The organism is Neobacillus sp. DHD-1R (assembly GCF_057747995.1).
The window spans coordinates 2,148,530-2,174,100 of sequence record NZ_CM173232.1; the positions used below are offsets into that span (position 1 = coordinate 2,148,530).

24 protein-coding genes are annotated in these 25,571 nt (G+C 37.9%); 14 read left to right on the top strand and 10 right to left on the bottom strand.

Translation table 11 applies throughout. The features are described 5' to 3' along the window. Positions 1-140: 140 nt before the first annotated feature. Positions 141-1,364 (bottom strand): NAD(P)/FAD-dependent oxidoreductase, encoded by a 1,224-nt coding sequence (locus tag AC3ANL_RS10305; RefSeq protein ID WP_488329119.1) that lies wholly within the window; start codon positions 1,362-1,364, stop codon positions 141-143. A gap of 272 nt (positions 1,365-1,636) precedes the next feature. Between AC3ANL_RS10305 and AC3ANL_RS10310 the strand changes: the two genes are divergently transcribed. Both AC3ANL_RS10310 and AC3ANL_RS10315 read left to right on the top strand, forming a co-directional pair. Next, the gene (locus AC3ANL_RS10310; RefSeq protein WP_488329120.1) at positions 1,637-2,182 is read left to right on the top strand and encodes a hypothetical protein; all 546 of its coding nucleotides are present in this window, start codon (positions 1,637-1,639) and stop codon (positions 2,180-2,182) included. Positions 2,183-2,348: 166 nt separating this feature from the next. Beyond that, positions 2,349-2,474 (top strand): hypothetical protein, encoded by a 126-nt coding sequence (locus AC3ANL_RS10315; RefSeq protein ID WP_488329121.1) that lies wholly within the window; start codon positions 2,349-2,351, stop codon positions 2,472-2,474. Positions 2,475-2,527: 53 nt separating this feature from the next. Here AC3ANL_RS10315 and AC3ANL_RS10320 read toward each other — a convergent pair whose 3' ends face one another. From AC3ANL_RS10320 to AC3ANL_RS10330, 3 genes are all read right to left on the bottom strand, one after another. Then, positions 2,528-2,743 (bottom strand): twin-arginine translocase TatA/TatE family subunit, encoded by a 216-nt coding sequence (locus tag AC3ANL_RS10320; RefSeq protein ID WP_488329122.1) that lies wholly within the window; start codon positions 2,741-2,743, stop codon positions 2,528-2,530. A gap of 85 nt (positions 2,744-2,828) precedes the next feature. Next, the gene (locus AC3ANL_RS10325; protein WP_488329123.1) at positions 2,829-3,410 is read right to left on the bottom strand and encodes a hypothetical protein; all 582 of its coding nucleotides are present in this window, start codon (positions 3,408-3,410) and stop codon (positions 2,829-2,831) included. A gap of 242 nt (positions 3,411-3,652) precedes the next feature. After that, a complete protein-coding gene (locus AC3ANL_RS10330; RefSeq protein WP_488329698.1) occupies positions 3,653-4,687 on the bottom strand; it encodes a M42 family metallopeptidase in 1,035 nt (344 codons plus the stop codon). Between the two features lie 259 nt (positions 4,688-4,946). Between AC3ANL_RS10330 and AC3ANL_RS10335 the strand changes: the two genes are divergently transcribed. Further along, a complete protein-coding gene (locus AC3ANL_RS10335) occupies positions 4,947-5,258 on the top strand; it encodes a hypothetical protein (protein ID WP_488329124.1) in 312 nt (103 codons plus the stop codon). Positions 5,259-5,398: 140 nt separating this feature from the next. Here AC3ANL_RS10335 and corA read toward each other — a convergent pair whose 3' ends face one another. From corA to AC3ANL_RS10350, 3 genes are all read right to left on the bottom strand, one after another. Then, a complete protein-coding gene (corA, locus tag AC3ANL_RS10340; protein ID WP_488329125.1) occupies positions 5,399-6,349 on the bottom strand; it encodes a magnesium/cobalt transporter CorA in 951 nt (316 codons plus the stop codon). 67 nt (positions 6,350-6,416) lie between these two features. Then, entirely contained in the window at positions 6,417-7,850 is a 1,434-nt protein-coding gene (locus AC3ANL_RS10345) for a hypothetical protein (RefSeq protein WP_488329126.1), read from the bottom strand. A gap of 216 nt (positions 7,851-8,066) precedes the next feature. Next, a complete protein-coding gene (locus AC3ANL_RS10350; protein ID WP_488329699.1) occupies positions 8,067-9,215 on the bottom strand; it encodes a TIGR04053 family radical SAM/SPASM domain-containing protein in 1,149 nt (382 codons plus the stop codon). Between the two features lie 587 nt (positions 9,216-9,802). Between AC3ANL_RS10350 and AC3ANL_RS10355 the strand changes: the two genes are divergently transcribed. Continuing rightward, positions 9,803-10,432, top strand: a complete 630-nt coding sequence (locus AC3ANL_RS10355; protein ID WP_488329127.1) for a TVP38/TMEM64 family protein — start codon at positions 9,803-9,805, stop codon at positions 10,430-10,432. Here AC3ANL_RS10355 and AC3ANL_RS10360 read toward each other — a convergent pair. Continuing rightward, on the bottom strand, positions 10,429-10,779 hold the full coding sequence (locus tag AC3ANL_RS10360) for a hypothetical protein (RefSeq protein WP_488329128.1): 351 nt from the start codon (positions 10,777-10,779) through the stop codon (positions 10,429-10,431). The two genes, AC3ANL_RS10355 and AC3ANL_RS10360, sit on opposite strands and share 4 nt — an antisense overlap. Positions 10,780-11,373: 594 nt before the next feature. On the opposite strand from AC3ANL_RS10360, the gene trhA reads away from it, so the two are divergent. Further along, positions 11,374-12,021, top strand: a complete 648-nt coding sequence (gene trhA / locus AC3ANL_RS10365) for a PAQR family membrane homeostasis protein TrhA (protein WP_488329129.1) — start codon at positions 11,374-11,376, stop codon at positions 12,019-12,021. 73 nt (positions 12,022-12,094) lie between these two features. Here trhA and AC3ANL_RS10370 read toward each other — a convergent pair whose 3' ends face one another. Then, positions 12,095-13,642 carry a multicopper oxidase family protein gene (locus tag AC3ANL_RS10370; RefSeq protein ID WP_488329130.1) on the bottom strand — a complete coding sequence of 516 codons (1,548 nt, stop codon included), beginning with the start codon at positions 13,640-13,642 and terminating at the stop codon, positions 12,095-12,097. Positions 13,643-13,775: 133 nt separating this feature from the next. On the opposite strand from AC3ANL_RS10370, the gene AC3ANL_RS10375 reads away from it, so the two are divergent. The 4 genes from AC3ANL_RS10375 to AC3ANL_RS10390 are packed head-to-tail and all read left to right on the top strand — an operon-like array spanning position 13,776 to position 18,491. After that, positions 13,776-14,792 carry an XdhC family protein gene (locus AC3ANL_RS10375; protein ID WP_488329131.1) on the top strand — a complete coding sequence of 339 codons (1,017 nt, stop codon included), beginning with the start codon at positions 13,776-13,778 and terminating at the stop codon, positions 14,790-14,792. 55 nt (positions 14,793-14,847) lie between these two features. After that, entirely contained in the window at positions 14,848-17,178 is a 2,331-nt protein-coding gene (locus AC3ANL_RS10380) for a xanthine dehydrogenase family protein molybdopterin-binding subunit (protein ID WP_488329132.1), read from the top strand. Further along, the gene (locus AC3ANL_RS10385; RefSeq protein ID WP_488329133.1) at positions 17,165-18,004 is read left to right on the top strand and encodes an FAD binding domain-containing protein; all 840 of its coding nucleotides are present in this window, start codon (positions 17,165-17,167) and stop codon (positions 18,002-18,004) included. Before AC3ANL_RS10380 ends, AC3ANL_RS10385 begins: the two co-directional genes overlap by 14 nt. A 31-nt stretch (positions 18,005-18,035) precedes the next feature. After that, complete coding sequence (locus tag AC3ANL_RS10390; protein ID WP_488329134.1) at positions 18,036-18,491, top strand: (2Fe-2S)-binding protein; 456 nt, start codon at positions 18,036-18,038, stop codon at positions 18,489-18,491. A 1-nt stretch (position 18,492) separates the two neighbouring features. Here the strand turns inward: AC3ANL_RS10390 and AC3ANL_RS10395 are convergent, their stop codons facing one another. Continuing rightward, a complete protein-coding gene (locus AC3ANL_RS10395) occupies positions 18,493-20,562 on the bottom strand; it encodes a peptidoglycan D,D-transpeptidase FtsI family protein (protein ID WP_488329135.1) in 2,070 nt (689 codons plus the stop codon). A 255-nt stretch (positions 20,563-20,817) separates the two neighbouring features. On the opposite strand from AC3ANL_RS10395, the gene AC3ANL_RS10400 reads away from it, so the two are divergent. The 5 genes from AC3ANL_RS10400 (at position 20,818) to AC3ANL_RS10420 (ending at position 25,552) form a co-directional block, all read left to right on the top strand. Next, positions 20,818-22,353 (top strand): carboxypeptidase M32, encoded by a 1,536-nt coding sequence (locus AC3ANL_RS10400; protein WP_488329136.1) that lies wholly within the window; start codon positions 20,818-20,820, stop codon positions 22,351-22,353. A 280-nt stretch (positions 22,354-22,633) separates the two neighbouring features. Then, positions 22,634-23,413, top strand: coding sequence for a TerC family protein (locus AC3ANL_RS10405; RefSeq protein ID WP_488329137.1), 780 nt, complete (start codon positions 22,634-22,636; stop codon positions 23,411-23,413). Positions 23,414-23,680: 267 nt separating this feature from the next. Continuing rightward, a complete protein-coding gene (gene pssA / locus AC3ANL_RS10410; RefSeq protein ID WP_488329700.1) occupies positions 23,681-24,307 on the top strand; it encodes a CDP-diacylglycerol--serine O-phosphatidyltransferase in 627 nt (208 codons plus the stop codon). A gap of 105 nt (positions 24,308-24,412) precedes the next feature. After that, on the top strand, positions 24,413-24,715 hold the full coding sequence (locus tag AC3ANL_RS10415; protein ID WP_488329138.1) for an iron-sulfur cluster assembly accessory protein: 303 nt from the start codon (positions 24,413-24,415) through the stop codon (positions 24,713-24,715). A 93-nt stretch (positions 24,716-24,808) separates the two neighbouring features. Next, positions 24,809-25,552, top strand: a complete 744-nt coding sequence (locus AC3ANL_RS10420) for a Cof-type HAD-IIB family hydrolase (RefSeq protein ID WP_488329139.1) — start codon at positions 24,809-24,811, stop codon at positions 25,550-25,552. The last annotated feature ends 19 nt before the right edge of the window (positions 25,553-25,571 follow it).

Consider the following 25,571-nt stretch of genomic DNA (forward strand, 5'->3'; position numbering starts at 1 on the left):
AGGATGTCTCATTATAATGAGGCATCCTCTGTCTGCCTTAATTTCGGGGGATTAAGGCAATTTATTATCGGGATTTATCTAATCAAATGGCAAGTAGGAGGGGAGCCTATGCCAGGGAAATAAGCAATTTTCAAGCCTTGCTATTGTTTTACTGTTACTTTTATCGGTTTGCGATCAACACCAAAATGCTGTTTGATGATTAGTGCTGGACCGCCAAGATTAAACAGATAACGAGCCTCAATTACGAGTTTCATAAATGCACCAATTAAGCCAGATAAACGGACAGAACCTACTTTACCAACACCTGCTGTAAATCCAATGGATGCAACAGAACCTTTATGGTGATATACAAATGATTTTAATGTTTCACCGCGTAGCGAGGCAACGATATTCTTTGCACAAACCGGTGCCTGTTGAAGTGCTACTTGTGCAGTTGGAGCCAATGCATTCTTTTCATCCTTCATGAATATTGAGCAGTCCCCAATACTAAAGATGTTGTTCGTATTTTTAACACGTAGATTAGAATCTACGGCGATCTTGCCCTTCACAATTGGTAATCCCCAATTATGGACAATTGTGTTTCCTTTTACACCACAAGACCATATTAACGTCTTAGTAGGAATTTCTATATTATTTTCAAGAATAACTTTATCTGGAGTACATTTAAGAATTTTTCTACTTGTAATTAATTCGACATTTAATTGTTCTAACACTTCGGTTGTATATTCAATTGATTGCTTCGGAAAGAATGGAATCACAGATGGTGCAGCCTCAATGGCCATAATTTTCACTTTTTCAAAAGGAATACTGTGTTCCTTACATAATTTAGGAAGGCCATCAGCTAATTCCCCCAGTATCTCAACACCTGTAAAACCACCGCCAGCCACTACAAAAGTTAATCGTTCGGGGTCTTGATCTTGCTTATATAGATTAAATTGCTTGAGGATTTGGTGATAAATTGCTTTTGAACTCCTAAAACTTCTGATTTGAAATGCATGGTCCTTAATTCCAGGAGTGCCGTATGTTTCAACCTCAAAGCCAAGAGCAATGACCAAGTAATCATATTTAACCGTATCTCCACCTTCAAGGTAAACCTCTTGAGTATTGATATCAACAGATGACACAGCTGCTTGGACAAAACGAGTTTTATTTGGATTGATTAGTTCAGGAATTGACATAGCAATTTGGCGATCTGCCGCTGTTCCTACTCCTGTTTTGTGAAGCTGTGTTGTGATGTAATGATATCCATGTTTATTAATAAGTGTTACATCTGCTTCATTCGATTTTAATAATTTTTCAAGGCTTTTACATGTGATGATCCCGCCGTATCCGGCACCTAGAATTACGATTTGTGGTTTTGTCATAATGATTCACTCCGATACCCTTAAATATATACATCCTTTTGTGAAACTATTCACAATAGATATTTTAAAAATAAGAGCCTACCGCTCTTTTTATTTGTGAATATTTTCACATGTTTACTATGTTCATAGAATACGACACTTTAATTAAGAACACAAGTACATTTTTACTAAAATTTTGTCGAAATGGTAAATTTTTTTCGACATGATGGGAATAATAATTTCGTGTTGAAAAAAGCGGCTTTAATTTGATGAAATTGGAAGGAGATTTATTGATGAAATTAAGATTGTTGATTTTTTCATTTGCCTTATTATTAATACCAAGTTTTGCTCATGCAAAAGAGGCGGCGCCTGTAAATCCAGAGGAAAAACCTTGTGATTGCCAAGAACGCAACCATCACCATATGATGCATAAAGACTGGCAGGCAATGATGGCTGAAAGAGAGCAAAGGCTTCTTTCTTGGGTAGATCAATATACGCCGGATAAAAAAGAAGAATGGATAAAAGTCCTTGCAGAGAAGAAAAATTTACGGAATCAATGGATGAGTCCAGAAAATGCGGCTATCCGTGAGCAGTGGAAAAAAGAAAAAATTTCCAAGATGGAAGGTTTAAAGAAACAATTTGAAGAAGGCAAGCTAACGAAAGAGGAATTTGTTAAGAAAGCACATGGCGGAAAAGATATGGGACATTGGAAAACGTTCCATGAATTAAGAACTGCTGTTGAAAATAAGGACAATAAACAAGCTACTGTCCTCTTAAATCAATTGTTAGAGCAGACAAAGCAGCATAATCAAATGATGAAAGAAAAGTTAAAAAAGTAATCCAAGGTCATTAGAAAAGTCAATTTCAAAAAGGAATTGGCTTTTTGTTTGTTTAAATCTAGAAAGGATGGGTACGTATTAAATATACTGTTAATTTTTAGAAATGCTAAATTAATGAGTAAGTGGGAATATTTAAAAAGCAGGAAGTGAAAAGGAGGAATTGTAAATGAAACGAAAAGCTTTGATGATGACGACAATTGGTTTAGGCGCAGCTTATTTATTACGAAACCCAGAAGCTCGGAAAAAATTAATGACTCAAGTACAGTCGTTAGCGGAAAAATCCCGCAGATAATCTGAAACAGCATCCCTAATGATCGTTTGGGGATGCTGTTTGTGTTTGATTTGTTATTTTGTTAAGTCAATTTTTTCTTGTTTGACCTCTTTTATATCCTCTTTGATTTCTTTCTTAATGTCATCAGCAATTCCATCAGTTGCGTTTTTGAATTCTCTAATGGATTTTCCAAAGGCACGGCCAATTTCCGGGAGTTTGTTTGGTCCAAAGATCACTAAGGCTACAATTAGGATTAAAATTAAACCAGGGACACCTATATTAGAAAACATTTTTTCATCTCCTAGTGATGAGTTTTACTTATTTCAAGGAATATTATAACGTTTTCTCTATAATTGTACTAGTAAAGAGTGATGATTAAAAGGTCGCATGAATCATAAATAAAATCAAGAAGCCAATTGCAAGCTTGAAGTGCCAATTCTGATCCTTTCTTTTATAGCGCTTTAGTCCCATGAAGAGAAGGAAAGGTAAAACCAATGTGGTAATAATCCCTGAAATATAAGTAAAGTCAAACTTAAACCCTCTTATTAATGCCAGATAAGCATGAAGAATGACAATACCTGTGGAAAGAATAGCAATGGGAGCATGCCACTTTCTCACTAATTTACCGACAAACTGTAAAATAGATTTTAATTGCACATTTCCCCATTTGATTTCTTTCAAATTTTTAACCTTTAATAAACGAAAAATGGGATAAATCACTAGTACTGCAAAAAAACCAATCCTTGAAATCGAGCCCAATTGTTTAAATGTCCCTTTATATTGACGAAAATCCTCCGTCATTAATTGGTCACGAAAAAAATAAATAGAAACGAAGCCGGTCAACATGAGGCATAGCACAACCACAGACGATAAAAGGATTAATTTTCTTTCTTTAGTATTTGCAATAAAGTTTACCAGGAAACCTGCTTTTTTATTTGAAACGGAACCTTGATTCATGTAACCACACACCTTAAATATCAGTATTTATTCTCATTTTAAATGAGTAATATGAAAATTCCATGAAAATTGAGTAAAAATAATATTAGTTTTCAAGTTGAGAAGGCGAAAGAGGGACATTCTTTATTTTTACAAATAAATAAGTTTTTAATCATTGAAAACTACTAATGGTCTATCACCAAGAAAAGCCGATGCAGAAAAAACATCGGCTTTTACTCTTTCCCTATTATAGGCATTAATCCTTATAAAACTAAATCAGATTGGACGTATTGATACAAGAGCTTTGCTGTATTTTCTATCGATGATGTATGAGTCCGTTCAAACGCATGGGAAGAATCGATTCCAGGTCCGATTAAGCCATGGACGATATCGTGCCCAGAACGAATGGCAGCTGAGGCATCGGAACCATAGAAGGGGTAAATATCAAGCTTATAATCAATATTATTTTCTTCAGCTAAACGAACTAATCGTTTGCGCAATTCATAATGATAGGGTCCGCTTGCATCTTTGACACAGATGGAAACTGTATATTCATCTGTTGATTGCCCATCACCCATTGCACCCATATCGACAGCTAAATATTCAACTGTTTCAGGTGTAATGTTGGAGTTACCACCGTAACCAATTTCTTCATTGTTTGAAATAAGGAAATGGGTCGTAAAAGGCAATGCAATACCTTCTGTTTTAATTTGTTTAATTAATTGAAGAAGGATCCCCACACTGGCTTTATCATCCAAATGACGAGATTTTATATAGCCGCTGGGAGTTACCTCGACCCGAGGGTCAAACGAAACAAAATCTCCTACTTCAATCCCAAGTGCGCGTACTTCCTCAGCAGTATGTACTTTTTCATCAATTCGAATTTCCATATTCTCTTGATTCCGTTCTGCTTTACCGGCATCTTTGTACACATGTACGGATGTTTGGTGCATTAAAATGGTCCCGGAAATTTTCTTTCCGCTGCTAGTTTCAATTTGGCAGTATTCTCCTTCAATGGAGTTATATTTAAATCCGCCAATCAAGTCAATCTTTAATCTTCCATTTGATTTAATTTCCTTCACCATTGCTCCGAGCGTATCAACATGTGCGGTTAGCATGCGATGCTTGCTGGAATCATGACCTTCAATTGTGGCTATTAGCCCGCCTTTGCGGTTTCTGTATGTCTTAATTTGCAAATCAGCCAGGAAGTTTTCCACAAAAGTGATTACTTCATTGGTATTACCTGATGGGCTAGGAATAGAAACTAAGCTGGCTATTAATTTTATTGTTTCTTCAATATTTGTATTTGCCACTGCAAGTGCCCCTTTCGGAATTTTCATTCTTCATTATTATACCTAAAATTAATAAAGTATGTGTTTTAAAACATTTAAGTGTCAACTTTTTGGATAATGACACATATCTTAATATGGATTGAATTTTTCTTTAAAGGATTAAATGTAAAGAAATTGGATTTGAATGAGCCATTCGAATGTTTATTAAAAAAGTGGGTAAATAATCATAAAACGACCATATATGTACTAAACGGAGGAGAAAAAGTTGAACAGAGTAGAACTTTATGACCAAAAAACAAAGCAATTTTCTTGGAAGGGTCTATTTTCTTTCATCGCAGTATGCGTAATGATAACAGGCGCTTTCTTTATATTTCACCATTACCTTCAAAGTACGATAAAAATAGAAGCTCCAACAGAAGAAATCGGGGAAAAGGTTATGATCCAGCTCCCAAATGGACAAAAGGTATATACATATGACAACTTTATCGTTGAGAAGGCTGGAAAAACATACTATAAAGGTGAGAGGAACACGATCGATTTAACAGGTGGGACGGTTGTATATGAAGAGTGGGAATAAGATAAAAGTATTAGGAAGCATAATGTGAGAAGAAGCTAAATGGGTCTGACCCCAATCATAACACTCAGTTATAAAACCGCCGCTGAGAAAAAGTCCAGCGGCATATTGAGGTTGTGGGGTCTGACCCTTTGTGGGTACATTTATTTAAACCAACCTTTTTTCTTAAACCAAATGTACATGCCAATCACCACTAAAAACATAACGATGAGTGTTGCAAAATAGCCATATTTCCATGTTAACTCCGGCATATAGCGAAAATTCATTCCGTAAAGGCCTGCAATAAAAGTCAATGGCATAAATAGGGTCGTAATCACGGTCAATACTTTCATAACATGATTGGTTTGATGCGAATTAAGGGAAATATAACTATCACGTATGTCCGTAGTTAGCTCCCGATTGGCTTCAATCATTTCTGTAAGTTTAAGTAAATGATCATGAATATCAGAAAAGTATTCTTTTCTTCCTTGTATGTAAGTAATCCGTTGAGAATTAAGAATTCTATAAATCAAATCACGCATCGGTGTAATCGTATGCCGTAATGAAAGCAGATGATGCCTCGTATCAAATAAATCCTCCAGCAATACTTCCATTGCTTTTCCTTTCGAATTTTCATCAATTTCACTTAACATTTCTTCGATTTGGTAAACGAGGGGAAAATAATTATCCACCATTTTGTCTACGACAATGTATAGTACATGCGAAGGGTCCCACTTTTTAATGGCAGTCGTATCGGTTAATCGCTGCCATACTTCATCAATTTCCTTTGATGGTTGATAATGAAACGAAATAATATAGTTTTTCCCCAAGAAAAAATCAACTTCTTCGCGAGTAAGGGATGCTTGGTTAAGGGCTTGTGTAACAAAAAATGTATAGTCCTCATAATAGTCAAGCTTGGGCCGCTGTAAATTATGGATGCAATCCTCAATAGCTAGGGGATGGAAGGAAAGAGGCGCACTCAGCAATTGAATTTCCTCATCAGTTGGATTGTAAAAATCAATCCAGTACCACTGATACACCCCGTGAATCAGTTTTGAGATATCTACGTCAATGTGAATATGATACGTTTTATCTACTGCAATGGTTCTAATCATAAAATACTCCTTATTGAAAAGTCACTACATTCAATATAAAGGAAAGAATCGTAAAAAACAGTACGATTCATAGAAGTTTATCATTTTTTTGTGGTAAGCCCGTTTTTCGAATCCATTTTTTACGGTTTTTGCGGTCCTGCACTTCTTGATAAAGACTTTGCAGCCCAAGGAACAATACTGTAATGATTCCACTAAGTACAATAAAAACAGCAAAATATTCAAAGGGATTATAGGATTTAAAATGGCTCCATTTGATATTTCCCACTAAATCATGTGTGAACAGGTTCATGCTAAATATTCCACAAATCACAGTATATAAGGTCAAAATTAATAATAATAAACTGTCTCTTTTTGTTACGATATTTTCTTCATATTTAAAAAGGCTAAAGAGAGTTTCTTTCGTATTAGCATGTAACCGGTCGATTTGAAAGCATTTTTTTAACTGTTTAAAAAGTTCATGTCCAAAAGCATGCGCCGGCTCAATAGTAAAAAAGAAATTCGAGGTAAATGAGTTTATCGTATAAATTAACTGCTTGAATTCTTTGGTTGCTTGGTCAATATTTATTGCTGAATACGTTTTAGTAATTTTTAAAAACACCAGCATATGAAAAAGATTAATGATGACTGCATAATAATATGGACCATAAAAATCGCTGATGCTTTGTCTGGTTTCGTTTTGACTTTTATTTGTTAACCATGTTAAGCAGTGTTCATCGAATACAGTAAAAGTAGAAGGAGACCAGCAGATGCCGTTAGTTTTCAAATATTGATTAATATATGCTTGGTTATTTGTACGTTCAAATGGATCTCCACCTGAATTTTGCCCCCTTAATGTTGCAGCACGATATACATCAACTGCATCCACAATCTCTTCTTCCCGAAAAGAAAGAAAGGAATGTACATACATGTTATTTGGGCTGAGCAGGGAATCGGAAGCAGCTTCTATATAATCCTGCAAATGTGGACATAGAGAAGCAAATAGAAAATCTCCTACAAACCGATACTTATTGTTATTATGTTCAATTTCAGTCATTTGTGTAGGTGAATCCAAAAATCGAAAACAATTGGCAAATTCTATGACGTGTGATAAAGGCAAGTGATTAATTTCAGTTCGAATGGTTAAAAAACCAAGTTCATATGGGCAGATAAATACGTCAACAGAATGAATTTTAAATGGAATACGTGTCTGTTTTAAGATCAGCTGCCCGTTCACGTCGCTGTTTTTTGAGTACCTCTGCAACCCTTTTTGCTGGGACGTCTGCGGAAATAGAATAGAATTTGTCATTGGAAGGTAAAATGCTTCCAAGTCACGATGGGAAACAGAATAATCACCATAATAGGCTGTTTCTTGTTGAACATCATTTAATTGAAACGGAGAAAAACCATTGTTATGTAAGTAATGGGGAAGGGTATGAGCATTGGCGGCCTTAAATGAAATGGGGAAGATAAATTGAAAAAGAGCTGTTGAAATGTGTTTTTCATTTATAGCGATTGGTTGCATGGAGAGGTTCCTTTCGATTGAAATATCTCTAAAGACAAGATACCCAAAAAGCACACTCCTTAACCAGTAAAATGAAGTATAGATTAAAATAAAAGGTAAATAAAAAATGGACATTGATTTTACTGGATTAAATCAAAAAAACTCTTATTTTTCCAAATTAAAAGAGGCATTCCGACAATTGGAAATGCCTCTTAAATATAGGTGTTGAAAAATAATTTATATTGTTGTAGCAGCAGCTTTATTTCGCATTGCTTGCGGAATATATACGCAGAATGGTTCACTTTCCAAATAATCGCCGGTTACAGCGTATGTTCTAGAGCGGGAACCACCACAAATTTTATTATACTCACAAACGCCGCACTTGCCTTTATAGTTGTCAGGCTGACGAAGCTCTTTGAATACTTTGGCTTCACGATAAATTTCTGCAAGTGGAGTGTCACGGACATTACCGCCTACAATAGGCAGCAAGCCGCTAGGCATTACGTCCCCAATGTGGGAGACAAATGCAAAACCATTACCATCGTTTACGCCTTTTGGTGCACGCTTTAAGCCATCATGCATGGAAGCAAAATCGGTTGTAATCGTGTCTTCGTAATGAAGTTCACCCTTTTCAATTAAATGATCCCGTTGTTTTTCTTGAAGGACAACACGCCGATAATGCTGTGCTGCAGTCGTTTTAATATCATATGGTGCGGTTTTACTTAAATCATACAACCAGCGGAATATCTTTTCATGTTCAGCAGGAGAGATACAAGCGTCCATTTGACCTCTGCCAGTTGGTACTAGTAAGAAAATGTACCACATCACTGCACCAAGCTCTGCAACGAGTTTGGACATTTGTTCAAGTGCATCATAATTATAGCGAGAGATTACGGTATTAATTTGAAGCGGCATATCAAGTTCGTTTAAGTATTTTATTTTTTCTACAGTAAGATCGAAGGATCCGGGTGTTCCGCGGAAATGGTCATGAATTTCTGGAGTAGGTCCGTCTAAACTAAAGCCCCAACGGGATAATCCAACTTCCTTAAAAAGTTTCATTTTTTCCTTTGTGACATTATCAGTAGCACTCGGCGTCATCGAAACACGCATACCTTTTTTGATGGCATAATCAGCAAGCTCATAAAGATCATCTCTCATCATGCAATCCCCGCCAGTAAAAACTAACATTGGGTTATCCATTTCGTAAATTTGATCAATTAAATTGATTCCTTCTTCATGTGTTAATTCTCTTGGGTCTTTGGTTAGCTGAGCATCTGCCCGGCAGTGCACACATTTTAGCTGACAAGCTCTAGTTACTTCCCAGATCACGATAAAAGGGTTAACGTCATAATCAATTTTCATACTTGCACCATGTGGATGTCCCATTGCATGTGGATGTCCTTTTCCAATACCTTGCATTTTCATCACCAAAATTCATTATATTTTTTTATCATTAAAATTGTTTCTATAGGTTTATTATAAATTTGCTATTCTGCCGTGAACGGGCGCTTTGTTACAATATTTCTACATTCAAAAAAAGAGCCTAAAAAACACTTAAACTATTACAATCCTGTTACAGTTTAAAGGTTTAATAGCTTAAATCTGACACTTTATGTAAGTCCTTTTTAGCGATATACTAATAAAGAATCTTTTTTGGCAAACAAAACTGTAAGAAAAGCGGAAGCGCCCTGTTCAGCGGCGTATGGCCTCCTCGGAAAAGCTAACGCTTTCCCTTCGTGCGATGCCCATGCTGCCGAAGCCTTCCTTATGGAGCGCTCCAACTGAGATAAAGGAAACACGAAGAGCCGGAGGCGATTCGATGTTGACTTATCGTAGGGCTGAGAGCGAAGGACACTAGCCGCTAGGGCGCTGGAGCTGGACAATTCTCGAAGCTACAACTTATAAATTCTGATATTTTAAAATGGTGATAGGGAAAGTTTCCTCTATATACGATAAATGGGGAGGGACAAATAATGGTAAAAAGAATAATAACCGTAAGTATTGTACTTATGATCGTTGCCCTTGGTTTCTTTCAGAAAGATGTATTATTAGAAATAATTAATGAAGGCAACAGCTTATCCATTTTCATTAGTATGCTGCTCGTCGCCATTTGTGTTTTCTTCCCGGTCATCCCTTTTCCTGTGTTAGCAGGAGTCATTGGAGCAATATTTGGCGCGGCTTTGGGAGTTGTCATATCGTTGGCAGGAGCAATGGTTGGTACAATGGGTTTCTTTTTTTTATGCAGATATGGCTTTCGAGATTTTGCCGAAAAAAAGTTAGCTAAATATCCAAAAGTAAGGGAATATGAGGATTTTCTTCACCGAAATTCGTTCGTTTCCATCCTGACTTGCCGCTTAATCCCGATTATTCCGGCACCAATTGTTAATATTATTTGCGGTTTAAGTTATGTCAGCTGGATGACCTTTTTCACCGCATCGGTATTTGGGAAAATCCCCAATATTCTGATCTTATCCTTTGCAGGTTCCCTATTTAACAGCAATAAATTATATTCGTTTGGAATTTATGGCTGTTATGTGCTAATTATTTTTTTGATCAACTTTTTCATTATTTATCGAAGAACCGCCAATAAATCAACGGATTAAATTACTTGTTGGATATTTGAATCCATTTGTTTATCCATCATAATAATTTCTTTAAAAAAGCTTCTTAAAATGAGCCATTTGGCCGGATAAGTGTATATAAAGTCTTCTATGGTTTCTAATGAGTAATAAATCAAACAATCAAATTGACTTTTCTCTTTTTTTAAATCGTATAAAAGTGCATGGGGAATGGTGTAATACTCGTTTAATTGGTATGGATTAAGCGTGACCACCTGAATGTTTTGTTCAGATAGATATTTTTTTATGGTTTGTTCCTGCATGATGATACTTTCTTCCTTTGATCGACCATCAAGACAAATTCGATCATTAATAAAATATATGCCCTTCAAAGTAAGACACCCTCTCAATAACGTAATTGCTATTGTTATTGACATGGTTTTCGAGAAGTATACTTAACTGAAGGAGGACATTTTGAAAAAGGCGATAAGTTTTACTTTTGGTCAAAAAAAATTACCCGACAACATGTCGGGCAGTCAAACCTAATCTATATTAAGGGGGGCGGAGGTTAAAGGTTCTTCCGTGAACCTATTTATATCGTAAATGATAATTATGAACAAACTATTAAGGAAAGATTAATAGTTTAAGAAAGGTGACTATGTTGAAGGATTTTCACTGTTGTGCGACCTGCAGGCACTTTAGAGCAGAGAAAACGACAAATAAGATGACCTATTTTTGTAGTCGTTTAGGTTATGAAACGAAAACGACCTATAAATTTAATTGCTGGAGTCCGAACGATCGTGTCAAGAAATTAATGAATCAGATTACTAATAAAAAGGATCAATAGGGTAAAAAATAGAGGATATTGAGACAGCCTCTTTTTGTTTTTTGATATGATAAATGTCCATTGTGCCTTTTAGGTGATCATGTTATTTTGATGTATACCCTTGTATTTAAACAGAATTCGGTTGAAAGAAGGCAATATAGTGGCAACTACACACACCTTTTCAAAGCAAGAAGAAGTAGCTAATTCCATTACACATGGAATTGGGGCGCTTTTAAGCATATCAGCTCTAGTTATATTAATTGTATACTCTTCGCTCTATGGGACAGCCTGGCATGTTGTTAGTTTTACGATATTTGGTGTAACAATGTTTATTCTATATATGTCATCAACATTGCTGCATAGCTTCCCAGAAGGTAAGGTAAAGGATCTTTTTGAAATCTTTGACCATTCGTCTATCTACTTTTTTATTGCGGGAACATATACGCCATTTTTATTAATCGTCATCAAAGGGGAAATGGGCTGGTGGCTTTTTGGAATCGTTTGGGTTATGGCCATTGCCGGCACTGTATTTAAATGTTTTTTTGTAAAAAAGTATTTGTTTACTTCCACGATTCTTTATGTGGTGATGGGTTGGCTGATTGTTTTTGCATGGAAACCATTAATGAACAATCTTTCTTCGGAAGGAATGATGTACTTAGTCATCGGTGGTGCCTGTTATACCCTTGGAGCTATTTTTTATGTTTGGCGTGGCTTCAAATATCACCATGCGGTTTGGCATTTGTTCGTAATGGCCGGTAGTGTTGCACACTTCTTTTGTGTGTTATTTTATGTTTTACCTATAAAATAAAGAAACAGCACATTTTAAATAGTGCTGTTTTTTTTCTGAGATCGTTCTTATTTTTTTAATTGATCCATTTCACTTAAAATTCAAGTGCCGGAATGACCTGGTATGGTCGCATCATTTCATAATCCTCATGTTCTAACATATGACAATGCCATACATATTGACCAGTGAATGGGAAAAACGGGATGAGTACACTTGTGATAAAACCAGGGGGACATTTTACCGTATCCTTCCAGCCCATTTCCGTGACATCGGGGGGAATGGCTGCATTAGTAAACTTAATTTGGTTCTTCTTTTGAAAATGCTCCACATCATATGCTCTTCTTGTTAGAATTTGGAATTGGATAAGATGAATATGAATGGGATGGTCATCATTATTCGTGTTGACAAAATGCCATATTTCATTTGTACCAAGACGCGGATTTTCAGAGATAGGAGCATCCCACATTTTTTTATCGAGGAGAAATAGTGATCTTCCGTATTGATCCTTCTCTTCACTTAATGTTAGATACCTTTGCTTTTGTGCCGACGTTACCTTCAACCAGTTTATAGGTCCTAGATAAGCTGGAATCACACTTGTATCGATGCTTGTCAGTGATTTTGACACCCGAAATTCCATTATGATTCCAGTTGTTTCAGGATCAACAGGGTCTCCGCTTGGAAAATGAGTCGGAGCGTCATTTTTCAAAATAATCGAATGGCCGCTCATATTGGAAAAATCAATGATGACATCCAAGCGCTCAGCGGGAGCAAGTAGTAAAGAAGTAATCCCAACTGGTCGTTCGATCAAACCGCTATCCGTTCCGATTTGATAAAATAATTGGCCTGAATCTAAGGAAAGTCGAAAAAAACGAGCATTTGCAGCATTTAATAACCGAAAACGATATTTTCTAGGTTCAACCTCTAAATACGGCCAAATCTTTCCATTTACCACAATTGTATCTCCAAAGAATGAAGGGATAATGGATGGTTTAAGGCCAGATGGATTGTTCTCGGGCTGAATTGGGTATGACAACGATCCATCCTCATTAAACGTACGATCCTGAAGAAGTAAAGGTATTTCAAACTCCCCGTTTGGCAGATTTAATGACTTCTCATGGCGATCCCTAATTAGATAAAATCCAGCCAGACCTGCATAGATATTTAGTCTCGTCAGTCCGATGGCATGGTCATGATACCATAGAGTCCTTGCTGTTTGCGGATTGGTATACTCATATATTCTTTTTTGAAAAAATGGTCCAGTTTTACCAAACCTCCTTGTAAACCAGGCATCAGGATATCCATCACTAGCTGGTTCTGTTCTTCCTCCATGGAGATGGACAACGGTTCGAACATCTGGTTTATCTGGTTCAGCTCCATGAACCGTATGATCAATTGGAAACAGATGACGGTCAGGAAGGTTATTTTGCCAATTTACATACACCTTTTCCCCTTTTTCAACTTCGAAAGTAGGACCCGGATAAATTCCTTCATATCCCCATATCGTAGTTTTAGGCAAATCACGATGCAGTGCTTGCTGTGTTTCTTTCATCACAACGTCGTAATAGGTGTAGGCATCTGATTTCCATTTTGGTTTTAATACAGGCGGGATGGGCAGTGAATCTTTAAATTTTGCCAGCTTCATCCTTATCCCCCTTTAAATAGGTATTACCTTATAACTATGAAAGGAAAAAAGAAAAAATTAACCATTCTAGGAATTGCTGCCACCCTAATATAAATTAGGATAGGGAATTTATGTTTTGAAGTGGGGGAGAAGAGTGGACGATTTTTATCAATTGTTAGATGTACTTGAGTACCCAGGTGAAAAGGTATTAGCAACGATTGTCAGGGTAAAAGGATCCGCATATAAAAAAGAAGGTTCTTCGATGGTGTTTTTGGCTGATGGTACCCAAATTGGTATGTTAAGTGCAGGCTGTTTAGAAACAGATTTGGCGTTTAAAGTGCAGGATGTTTTCAGGAAACAGGAAAGTATGATGGTTCATTATGATTTATCTGATATCGATGATTTGAACTGGGGGCAAGGTGCAGGCTGTAATGGCGCGATAGATATTTTAATTGAGCCGATTACGGACAATTTAACAGAAGATCTTCTTTTAGTAAATAGACTGCTAAATCGGCATAAGCCAGTCATTGGCTTGAAAAAATTAGATGACTTGGGGGAATATGTTTTTATTGAAGAAGACGGAGAGCCATTTGGAAACTGGTCGGGACCAATCCCAATCCTTGAGTTTACATCTAAAAGCGGCGTTATCACAAGAAACGGTCCTTCTGTATTTCAGCAAACTTATCGACCTAAGCCCAGACTTATTATTTTCGGAGCCGGACCAGATGCAAGACCCGTTGTTTCATTAGCCGCGGAAATTGGCTTTTCCGTAGTGGTTTGTGATTGGCGGGATCAGTTCTGTCAGAAGAAATATTTTTCCAAAGCAGATCAGCTCATAGTCGAGCACCCTGGTAGAATTCTTAACCAACTCTCGTTTTCCCCCTATGATTTTGTAGTGATTATGACCCATCATTTTCAGATAGATCAAGAGATTCTAATGAAGGTAGTTACTAAGAATATAAGATATTTAGGGGTACTAGGTCCGAGAGAAAGAACAAAAAGGCTTCTTAAACAGGAGCATATTCCTGATAGTATCCATTCCCCCATAGGAGTTGCGATTGGAGCAAAAGGTCCCATTGAAATTGCTGTCAGTCTGATGGCACAAATGATTGAAGTGTGGAGAAAACCAATTCATGAAAGAGTAGAGTTTTTATGGACGATTCCAGATTAGTTTTGGATAGAGATAGAGATCTATTAAACAATCACATATGTTGGGAGGTTAAATTGTGGAAGTTATTGGGAAAAGCGTGCTGCGCAAGGACGCGCTTGAAAAGGTAACTGGTCGAGCAATGTACACACATGATTATCATACTGTCCCGATGCTGTCTGGAAAAATGGTCATCAGTCCCTATGGTCATGCTAAAATAGTTCACATTGATACGACGGTAGCCTCACAGGTTCAAGGTGTCAGAGTCATTCTCGCCGGTAAGCCATTTCCGTTAACAGGGGAGGCCATACGTGACAGGCCGCCGATTGCAGTAGACAAGGTTCGGTACCATGGTGAACCTGTTGCCCTTGTTGTTGCCGACAACCCTGCCCAAGCTAAGAAGGCAGCAGATTTAATAAAAGTTCAATATGAATTACTGCCTGTTGTAAATTCACCAACTGAGGCTTTTCAACAGGGGGCACCGCTTGTTCATGAACATTTAGGTGAATATGACAAGGATGAAGACTCACATCCGGTGCCTGACACCAATATTGCCACTCTCATTAAAATTCGAAAAGGTAACATGGAGCAGGGATGGTCAGAATGTTCCGCAGTCGTGGAAGCGAGCTTCTCTTTTTCCCCTTCTGATCATGCTGCAATCGAAACAAGATGTGCAACAGCTGAGATTAGGCCCGATGGTACCATTATGATTACTACATCATCACAAGCCCCGTTTATGGTCAAACAGTTGATTGCTAGATATTTTAATGAAGACATGGGGAAAATCATTGTTACTACTCCATTTGTGGGCGGCGCGTATGGTGGGAAGGCGTCTGTTCAGCTCGAATTATTAGCTTATTTAGCTTCAAAGGCTGTCGGCGGGAAGCCAGTCAAGATCCTAAATTCAAGAGAAGAAGACATCCTTACCTCTCCATGCCACATTGGTTTAGATGCTACTGTTAAATTAGGGTCAGACAGGAATGGAAAAATAAAAGCGGCTGAGATCCATTTTTTCTGGGACGGAGGTGCCTATTCAGATAAAGCTATTGATGTGGTTAGATCAGGAGCAGTTGATTGTACGGGCCCATACCATATTGAAAATGTCTGGTGCAACTCGTATTGCATGTATACCAATCATCCCTATGCAGCCCCATTTAGAGGTTTTAGCCATTCTGAATTATCTTTTGTGATAGAACGAACGATGGATCTATTGGCGCAAAAATTAAATACTGATCCGCTTGAACTCAGATATATAAATGCCATTATGCCGGGGCACACCACTCCGACAAGGGTCAAATTGAATAAAAGTAACGTTGGAGACTTACAGAAATGTATTAATAAAGTAAGAGATTTAATCCAGTGGGAAGACGGTTACATCAAGGAGGTAAATAATCGGTTTGTAAGGGTGAAGGGGGTCAGCTGCAGTTGGAAAACTTCCACCATTGATCCGAATGCACCCTCAGGGGCGATTATTACTTTTAATCGCGACGGCAGCCTGAATTTAATGTCTGGCGTTATTGAAATTGGAACAGGAACTAAAACGATCCTTGCTCAAATTCTGGCTGAGCGACTGAAAATGGATGTGGATAAGATTCATGTCCGGATGGAAGTGGATACGCAAACAACTCCAGAGCATTGGAAGACGGTCGCAAGCAGAGGAACTTATATGGCTGGGAGGGCTGTTTTAAATGCAGCAGAAGATGTAATTAAACAGCTGAAAGAGGTGGCAGCCTGTGTATTAAGAGCGCCAAAGGAAGATTTGGAAGTCGGCAAAAGTCGCGTTTATTTACGTGATGATCCTTCAATCGGACTTGATTTTAAAGATGTGGGTTACGGTTATCAATATCCAAATGGAAATTCTGTAGGCGGTCAAATCATTGGCAGGGGCAATTTTATTTTACGACACCTCACACACTTGGATCCGGAAACAGGTGAAGGGAAGCCGGGACCTGAATGGACTGTGGCCGCTTATGGAGTGGAAATTGAATTTGACAGGAGGGACTATACCTACCGTTTATTGAAAGCTTGTACTGTTGTAGATATTGGCCGCATCATGAATGAAAAAGCTGCGCTTGGACAAGTGATGGGTGCAATGAGTATGGGCCTTGCCTTTGCAGGTAGAGAAACATTTTATTTTGATGAACTAGGTCGAGTATTGAATCCGCAGCTGCGCACATATAGACCGCTGAGGTATGGAGAAAATCCTGACTATCTCGTTGGGTTTGTTGAGACCCCTCTGCTGGATGGCCCCTATGGAGCACGGGGTGTGGGGGAGCATGGCTTAATGGGAATGCCAGGGGCTCTCGGTAATGCATTGTCGATTGCTGCTGGAGTGTCACTGCACAATCTTCCATTAATTCCTGAGTTAATTTGGAAGGCAAAGGAGGCAACTCGACATGCTTCCCTTTGATTTTGACTATTACCGTCCGGAAACATTAAAGGAAGCTGTTGACTTATACCAATCTTTAGACCAACAGGGCAAACAGCCCATATTTTTTTCAGGGGGTACAGAACTAATCACCCTTGGGCGAATTAATCTTGCTTATACAGAGGCTGTTATTGATATTAAGGAGATTGTAGAATCCAAGGTAATGCAAATAAGCGGAGATTTTTTGCTTCTTGGCAGCACGCTATCTCTTACCAAAATAGAAGAAGCAAATCTTTTCCCCCTTCTTACAAAAACAGCAAGTGAAGTAGCTGATCATACTGCTCGTGGGAAAATTACCTTAGGGGGAAATATTTGTGCCCGTATTTTTTATCGTGAAGCTGTACTGCCATTTTTACTTGCCGAAAGTCAGGTGTTAATAATTGGACCGGATGGAAAAAAGATTGTCCCGATTACTCAAATTTTCAATGAGCAGCTCCAATTGCAAAAGGGAGAATTCTTGGTTCAAATTGCAACCGAGAGCAGATATATTAGGGCGCCTTATTTTACAGTGAAACGTCGTCAACAGTGGGACACTGGCTATCCGCTCATTACCATTGCTGCTATAAAAGTGGATGGGAGAACCCGAGTTGCTTTTAGCGGATTGTGTCCATTTCCTTTTCGCTCAAACACAGTAGAGGACGCATTAAACAATAAAGGGCAAACGATTGAAGCAAGAATTGATAGGGCCATTGCTGTTTTGCCGAAGCCCATTTTGGATGATGTTGAGGGCTCATCGGAATACCGGATATTTGTTTTACGGAATTTGCTTTTTGATTTGTTGGCCACACTAGATAGAGCCCAGGTTTGATTAATTTGTTAGTAGAAGGGGGAGGGGAACCTTGAAGTCCAGCACCATTAAGCTAAATATAAATGGGGAAGGTCATACAATCTCAGTAAGGTCTGCTGATACACTGCTTTATATTTTGAGAGGAAAGCTTGGTCTGACCGGTGCCAAGCCAGGGTGTTTAAATGGTGACTGTGGTGCCTGTACAGTAAATGTGGACGGCTGGCCAATGAAGTCATGTTTGATGCTGGCAGTAGAAGCAGTGGGGAAAAAGGTAACGACGATTGAAGGACTTCACGAGGCTCCGATTCAAAAAGCATTTATTGAAAAGTTTGCCTTTCAATGCGGATATTGTACACCTGGTTTTATCATGAATTGTCACTCTTTAATCGAGCAGCACCCGAATGCTGATGATCAAACGATTAAAGAGTGGCTTGAATCCAATATATGCCGCTGCACGAGTTATGTGGAAATTGAGGAAGCGGTAAAATCAGTATTAAAACGGAATTAACTCAATTATGATTCATTTGAAAATACGTATCCAATACCCGACGGCCAATCTTTAGGTTTGCACGATTGTCAATTTTGCCATCAAAAGCCCATGGTACTAACACAGCCATAGCCACCTTAGGATTTGAACTTGGGGCATAACTGACCAAACTTAAATTTATAACGGGTGGTGGTTCTTTACCGTAATTACTGCGTAAGGGACCATCATAAAAGGCCTCAGCAGTCCCTGTTTTTCCGGCAGGTGAGTACGTAACACCCTCAAAAAACTTTACAGCTGTTCCACCTGGTTCTTGCATGACCTTTTTAAATCCTAATTGTACTCGGTTTATCCATTCCGGTTTCATGTCAATTGTATTCAAGACAGTAGGATTGATTTCTTTAAGAACAGGTCCAAGTTGGTCTGATTCACTATTAGGTTCTCGAATTTGTTTTACCACATGAGGCTGCATCCGATAACCGCCATTTGCAATGGTAGATACATATTGGGCCAGTTGCATCGTAGAATAGGTATCGTACTGACCAATCACTAAATCTAACAAATACCCGGGCAGCCTACTTTGTCCTTTAAAGCCGGATTGTTCATTCGGTAAGTCAATTCCCGTTCTAGTTCCGAGTCCAAACGATGCAAAAGAGTTTCTGATCGTTTCGAAAGCCAGCTTATTTGTAAAATTTAATGGTTTGTCATATTCATAATGACCCTTTCCAATCCTTAGGGCCGTTTGAAACATATAAACGTTTGAAGATTTTTTTAAGGCATTAACTTCATTTAATCTACCTAAGTAGGTGTACGATTTTTTTAAAGGTGTATCTTTAATTTTAATCCCAGCATCATCAAAATAAGTATCCGGGGAAATCGCCCCCGTTTTGTAGCCGGTGAGGATGGTAGCCCCTTTAACTGTCGAACCTACGCTATAGGTAGTGGTAAAGGTCCCAAGCGCATCATCAAACATTTCGACCTTGCCAGTTGTTTTATCTTTGACCATTTTTTTACCTGACATTGCGAGTACTTCACCAGTTTTAGGATCCATTAAGACGACATAAGCCCGATCGGTTAAACTTGTTCCCGGTGATTTTTTGGCCGCCATAAGCTCTTCTTCAATTATTTTATCAACCGCCATTTGTAGATCCATATCAATCGTTAATACTAAATCCTTCCCTTTTTTTCCAACAGCAATGGGCTGAGTTTCAATCACATTGCCCATTTTATCGGTAACGTTCTTCATCTTTGATTTATAGCCGTGAAGCACATCATCATACTGAAACTCTAACTGACTTTTGCCGACACGGTCATTTCGACTATAGCCTCTTGCTAAAAAATACTCTAATTGATCTGCTGGAAGTCCTTCCCCTGATTTTGTCACATTTCCCAAAATAGATCTCAACGTATTATCAAAGGCATATGAACGATCCCAATCCGTAGTTGTCTCAACCCCTGGCAAGGATTGGAGATGTTCACTGACAATGGCAAATTCCTTTTCGGTCACTTCTTCATTCTTTACCATTTGTGGTAAGTAATGGTAGCTGTTGATAAATTCACGGTAAATTGCCAGAACTTCAAGATCAACCTCTGTTAATTGTTTCAAATCCTGCTCGGTGATCCGATCTAACTTTAATTTATACAAATCTTTATCTGTTATTTTTTTAGTATGATAAAGGTCTGATTCTTCATTTGATATTTTGGCATCGGCTAGCTGCTGGTTTTTCAAAAGCCAATAATCCCGCTTATCTCTGTTTGTGACCCTATCAGTCTTTTTTTGGATTAGATGTGCTAGTTTTTCAGCTGTTTCAAGCATTACCTGTTGGCTAAAGCCTTCATTGGTAAAGGTGATTGCACTTTTTGGCACATTATCGACAATTACTTGAAAATCACGGTCGAGTATTTTTCCTCTAGGCACTGGAGTACTAACAGTAATATCTACTTTTCGTTCCAAATCCCTTTTGAAATTTTCGCCATACACAATTTGGACAAAGCCAAGCCGGAGAATGAGTACGGAAAATAAAAAAAATACACTGAAAAAAAGAATATTTAGTCGAAAAGGAAAATGAGATTTTTTCATTTTTTGTTTATCCAAATAAACACACATCCTTTTACCAAATCGGTTCCTTTTCCTTATAATGCCAAATAATTTACCAAATATTATATTTCCCTTATTACGGTAATATTTATGCAGTATCAACAAAGAGTGTCGAATGATAATATTTTTGTCAAAGAAGAGATTTTGAAATCTTTTTCCATATTTGAATTTTTAAATTATAATGGATGTGGATGTGTTTGTTTCATTAAGATATCCTTTTAGAGATAGAAAAAAAGTTAGGGGGAATTACATATGGAGAATAATGTGGTGGAATCAACTACACTTCAGCAAGCATTAAAACAATTTAAATTATTAGATGAAAAAATTACCCATTACTCAAGTATTATAGGTCTAGTTGACTGGGATCAAAAGGTGATGGCACCGAAAAAAGGCAGAAGTGTTTTTGCAAAAGCCGTTGGGTCATTGCGGACGGAAGTATTTAAGCTTTCTGTATCACCCACAATGGGAAATCTATTAGAAACGCTAACATCGTCCGAAAATGAGTGTAAATTAGATGAGGTTACGAAGGCGAAAGTAAGGGAGTATAGAGAGTACTACCAGAAATCCAAAAGCATTCCAGCTGATCTTTTTAAAGAATATAGCATTTTAACCGCACAGGCTAATGATGCATGGGAAGTGGCAAGGGAAAATAACGACTTTCAGCTGTACCTTCCATCTTTAGAAAAAATTGTTGAGTTTAAGCGGAAATTTGCAGAAATTTACGGGTATGAGGATCATCCATATGATGCACTGCTGGATGAATTTGAGCCGGGATTAACGGTAAAGAGACTAGACCCTTTATTTGCCAAATTAAGAGAATCGAGTGTTAAATTATTAGAACGAATTAAGCAAAATGGCAAACCAACCAAGGTTGAAGTATTTAATCAATCATTTGAAATAGAGAAACAAAAGGAATTTAATCGGTTCATCTTGCCCATCATTGGTTTTGATATGGAAGCTGGACGTCTGGATGAGACTGTTCATCCATTTGCCCAAACAGTTAATATTGGAGACGTTCGCTTAACCACGCGTTATTTAGAAAAAAACGTCCGGTCAGCTTTATTTGGAACCATTCATGAAGCGGGACATGGTATTTATGAACAGCATGTTAATCCGGACTTTGAGGAAACTGTTCTTCAGAGTGGAGCATCATTTGGAATTCATGAATCACAATCGAGATTTTTGGAAAATATGATCGGCCGCAGCAAGGAATTTTGGAATTACTTTTTCCCTAAGCTTCAAGAATATTTTCCTAAGCAATTGAAAGATCTATCTGTTGAGGAGTTTTATCGTGCCGTCAATACGGTTGAACCTTCATTTATCCGTGTCGAAGCTGATGAATTAACCTACAACCTGCATATTATGCTCCGTTATGAGATTGAAAAGGCTTTAATAGGCGGAGAGATTGAAGCAAAAGATTTACCGTCCATTTGGAATCAAAAAATGCAGGATTATCTTGGAATTACCCCAGCGACTGACACAGAAGGAGTTCTTCAAGATGTTCATTGGTCATTTGGCGGAATCGGCTATTTTCCATCCTATTCGTTAGGGAATCTTTATGCGGCTCAAATTCTTCATACGATTCGAAAAGAACTGCCTGATATGAATACCTATATTGAAAGTGGCAGATTTGACTTTATTCAATCATGGTTAAAGGAGAATATCCATCAGTACGGTAAGCTGTATACTCCCAATGAATTAATTGTAAAAGTAACAGGTGAGGAATTAAATGCTGAATACCTCGTGCAATATTTAGAGGAAAAATATACAGAGGTATATGATTTATAAATCTACAAACAAGTGGTTGACAATTAATACGACGTTTAGTATATTAATAGTAATTAAATATTTCCTTTTTAAAGGGGAGTAGCTGCTACAATAAAGTCGTCAATTCGAGAATTCTTTTCTCCGGCTTTATTGGCAACATGGACGTTGTTAGCAAGACCTTTACTTTACTGTAAAGGTCTTTTTGTGTATTTTTAGGCCTTTACTGTATCCGGTAAAGGCCTATTTTTATGGCATTAGGAGTATATTTAAAAAAATCTAACAATCTAAGGAGGAACTACTTATGGATTTTGCTTTATTACTGGAATACGGGTGGGTTTTACTAATCTTGGTTGCATTGGAGGGGCTATTGGCTGCAGATAATGCCCTTGTCCTAGCGATAATGGTCAAGCATCTGCCGGAAGAACAGCGAAAAAAATCTTTGTTTTATGGATTAATTGGAGCATTTGTGTTCCGGTTTGCCTCATTGTTTGCGATCTCATTCCTAGTTGATGTGTGGCAGGTTCAAGCAATAGGTGCTCTCTATTTATTATTCATGGCCGGAAATCATATTTTCCGAAAGGTGGTTAAAGGAAAGGCAGAAGAAAAAGTGGAGAAAGAAGTCCGAAAAACGAGTGGCTTCTGGACGACTGTATTTAAAGTGGAATTAGCGGATATTGCCTTCGCGGTTGATTCTATCCTTGCTGCTGTAGCGATGGCAGTTGTCCTTCCAGACACAAAGCTACCCAATATCGGTGGACTGGACGGAGGGAAATTCTTAGTGATCTTTGCCGGAGGAATCATTGGTTTAGTCATTATGCGTTTTGCCGCAAATCAATTTGTTAAGCTCCTTGAGCGAAGACCAGGTTTAGAAATTGCTGCCTTTTCGATTGTGGGCTGGGTTGGTGTTAAACTTGCTGTTTACACTCTTTCACACCCGTCATTAGCCATCTTAAATGAGGAATTTGCCCATTCAACCGAATGGAAGGTAACCTTCTATGTTGTTTTAGTTGGGATCGCGGCAGCTGGTTGGTTTCTTTCAAAGGATCAAACTGTAGAAGCTGCAAATAAAGCGAACGTTTGATAACGAACCCGCCAATTGGCGGGTTTTCATTTATGTAATAAGATGGTAAATTAATATAGACATACTATTTAATGGAAAAGGGATATTAAAATTAGTCGGTGTAATTTTGTTTTTCCAAATTTGTAATGAAAAACTGTATAATAAGGTATATAAACAAGCAAAGAGTTGCGTAGTTTTATTAATCGTTTTGGAGTGATACATATTATTAGAAACAGTATTCCTAATCTTTTTACCTTAGCTAATTTATTTTTTGGTTTTTTGTCTGTGATGTATTCAGCACAGGGGGACTACAAGAATGCCGCCATTTTAATTTTAATTGGTATGATGCTGGATAGCATGGATGGACGTATTGCCCGAATTCTCCGTGTCGAAAGTGATCTGGGGAAAGAACTTGACTCTTTAGCTGATATTGTCACCTTTGGTGTGGCGCCTGCCATGATGGCCTACTATTCGTATTTTTCATTCTTCGGTGTTGTTGGCATGGCTGTTGCAGGACTCTTTCCTTTATTCGGAGCCTATCGATTGGCTCGATTCAATATTAATGCCGTGAAATCATCTATAAAATATTTTACCGGGGTTCCGATTACGGCGGCCGGCGGTTTATTAACACTTTTGACGCTGTTTCAGGGGAAAATGCTTGGTTTCATCTTTGTCATTGCCTTTTTTGTTTTATGCTATTTAATGGTAAGTACCATTAAAATACCAAGCTTAAAGGATATCCCGCTGCCGAGATACGGAATCATCATTACACTTTTTTTGGGATACGCCATCTACATCGTCTTTAAAAAAGAACAGCAGAGATTCCCATATTTCATCTACGTAGCCATTCCCCTCTACGTCACCTTTATTGGATACCAGCTGGTGAAAACAAAACGGAAAAAGAGCTTAAAATAAAGATTAAATATATTTGAAATTATGTTGATTCAACACTTAACACTGTCTATTTTTAAACAATCGTGGGATAATAATATAGAATACATAACAAGAGGAGAGCACAAAATGGACGTTAAAATTAATCGCAATGCAGCAAAAGCATTAAAAAAAATGTTAGAACAAGATGGCTCAGAAGGAAAACTTTTTCGAGTTTACGTCACAAATGTTCATGGAGATCATGCCCACTATGATTTGATGCTAGATACTCCAACTGAAAATGATGAAGTGGTTAAAACCGATAAGGATATTGATATTATTCTTGAGAAAAATAATGAGTATCTTGATGGTGCCTGGATTCAATTTTTCCATGTTCCAAAAGAGGAGTGGTTGATTACTAATCCTAAAATGGGCGGACACCACCATCATTAATATAAAAGCAAACACTTGGTTTTTAACGCCAAGTGTTTTTTTATCGAGGAGATTCATAAAATAGATAAAAAAGTCAAAAGGGAGAATTTACTAATGAATCAATTTAAAAATGAAATTAAATTAATTGCCTTAGACATGGATGGGACCCTTTTAAATAGTGATGGACAAATATCCGAAGCAAATCGCCAAGCAATCAAAGCTGCCCAAAATAAGGGGGTATATGTTGTTCTTAGCACTGGGCGTTCATTGTTGACATGTCGGGAGCATGCAGATGCATTGGAACTGACCTCCTATCTGGTAACGGTTAATGGCAGTGAGATTTGGGATGAAAATCGGGAATTAGTCGAGCGGAATCTGGTGAAATCTGAGCTGGTACAATGGATGTGGGAATTAACTCAGCAACATAAAACAAACTATTGGGCAATCGGCACGGACCGCCATTGGCGAAACGAAATGCCTGAGGACTTACATAAGAAAGAATGGTTAAAATTTGGATTTTGGACGGATGATGATGAAACAAGAGCAATAATATTAAAAGAACTTGAAGCAAAAGGGGAATTTGAAATTAGCAATTCCACTTTGAGGAACATCGAAGTTAACCCTGCTGGCATTCACAAGGCTAGAGGACTAGAAGTGGTTTGCAGCAGATTAGGCATTAAAATGAAAAATGTTATAGCAGTTGGAGATAGTCGAAATGATTTAATAATGATTAAAGAAGCAGGAATTGGTGTAGCAATGGGAAACGCTCAGGATGTCGTTAAGGAGGCTGCAGACTGGGTCACTTTAACAAATGATGAGGACGGGGTGGCACGTGCCATCCACAAATGGATTCTTTGAAGTTGAATGGAAAAATTTA

Bases quoted from the DNA above. Each gene is read 5' to 3' on its own strand.
- AC3ANL_RS10305 (WP_488329119.1), bottom strand. From the start codon at position 1,364: ATGACAAAACCACAAATCGTAATTCTAGGTGCCGGATACGGCGGGATC.
- AC3ANL_RS10310 (WP_488329120.1), top strand. From the start codon at position 1,637: ATGAAATTAAGATTGTTGATTTTTTCATTTGCCTTATTATTAATACCA.
- AC3ANL_RS10315 (WP_488329121.1), top strand. From the start codon at position 2,349: ATGAAACGAAAAGCTTTGATGATGACGACAATTGGTTTAGGCGCAGCT.
- AC3ANL_RS10320 (WP_488329122.1), bottom strand. From the start codon at position 2,743: ATGTTTTCTAATATAGGTGTCCCTGGTTTAATTTTAATCCTAATTGTA.
- AC3ANL_RS10325 (WP_488329123.1), bottom strand. From the start codon at position 3,410: ATGAATCAAGGTTCCGTTTCAAATAAAAAAGCAGGTTTCCTGGTAAAC.
- corA (WP_488329125.1), bottom strand. From the start codon at position 6,349: ATGATTAGAACCATTGCAGTAGATAAAACGTATCATATTCACATTGAC.
- AC3ANL_RS10345 (WP_488329126.1), bottom strand. From the start codon at position 7,850: ATGCAACCAATCGCTATAAATGAAAAACACATTTCAACAGCTCTTTTT.
- AC3ANL_RS10350 (WP_488329699.1), bottom strand. From the start codon at position 9,215: ATGGGACATCCACATGGTGCAAGTATGAAAATTGATTATGACGTTAAC.
- AC3ANL_RS10355 (WP_488329127.1), top strand. From the start codon at position 9,803: ATGGTAAAAAGAATAATAACCGTAAGTATTGTACTTATGATCGTTGCC.
- AC3ANL_RS10370 (WP_488329130.1), bottom strand. From the start codon at position 13,642: ATGAAGCTGGCAAAATTTAAAGATTCACTGCCCATCCCGCCTGTATTA.
- AC3ANL_RS10385 (WP_488329133.1), top strand. From the start codon at position 17,165: ATGCTTCCCTTTGATTTTGACTATTACCGTCCGGAAACATTAAAGGAA.
- AC3ANL_RS10400 (WP_488329136.1), top strand. From the start codon at position 20,818: ATGGAGAATAATGTGGTGGAATCAACTACACTTCAGCAAGCATTAAAA.
- AC3ANL_RS10405 (WP_488329137.1), top strand. From the start codon at position 22,634: ATGGATTTTGCTTTATTACTGGAATACGGGTGGGTTTTACTAATCTTG.
- pssA (WP_488329700.1), top strand. From the start codon at position 23,681: ATGTATTCAGCACAGGGGGACTACAAGAATGCCGCCATTTTAATTTTA.
- AC3ANL_RS10415 (WP_488329138.1), top strand. From the start codon at position 24,413: ATGGACGTTAAAATTAATCGCAATGCAGCAAAAGCATTAAAAAAAATG.
- AC3ANL_RS10420 (WP_488329139.1), top strand. From the start codon at position 24,809: ATGAATCAATTTAAAAATGAAATTAAATTAATTGCCTTAGACATGGAT.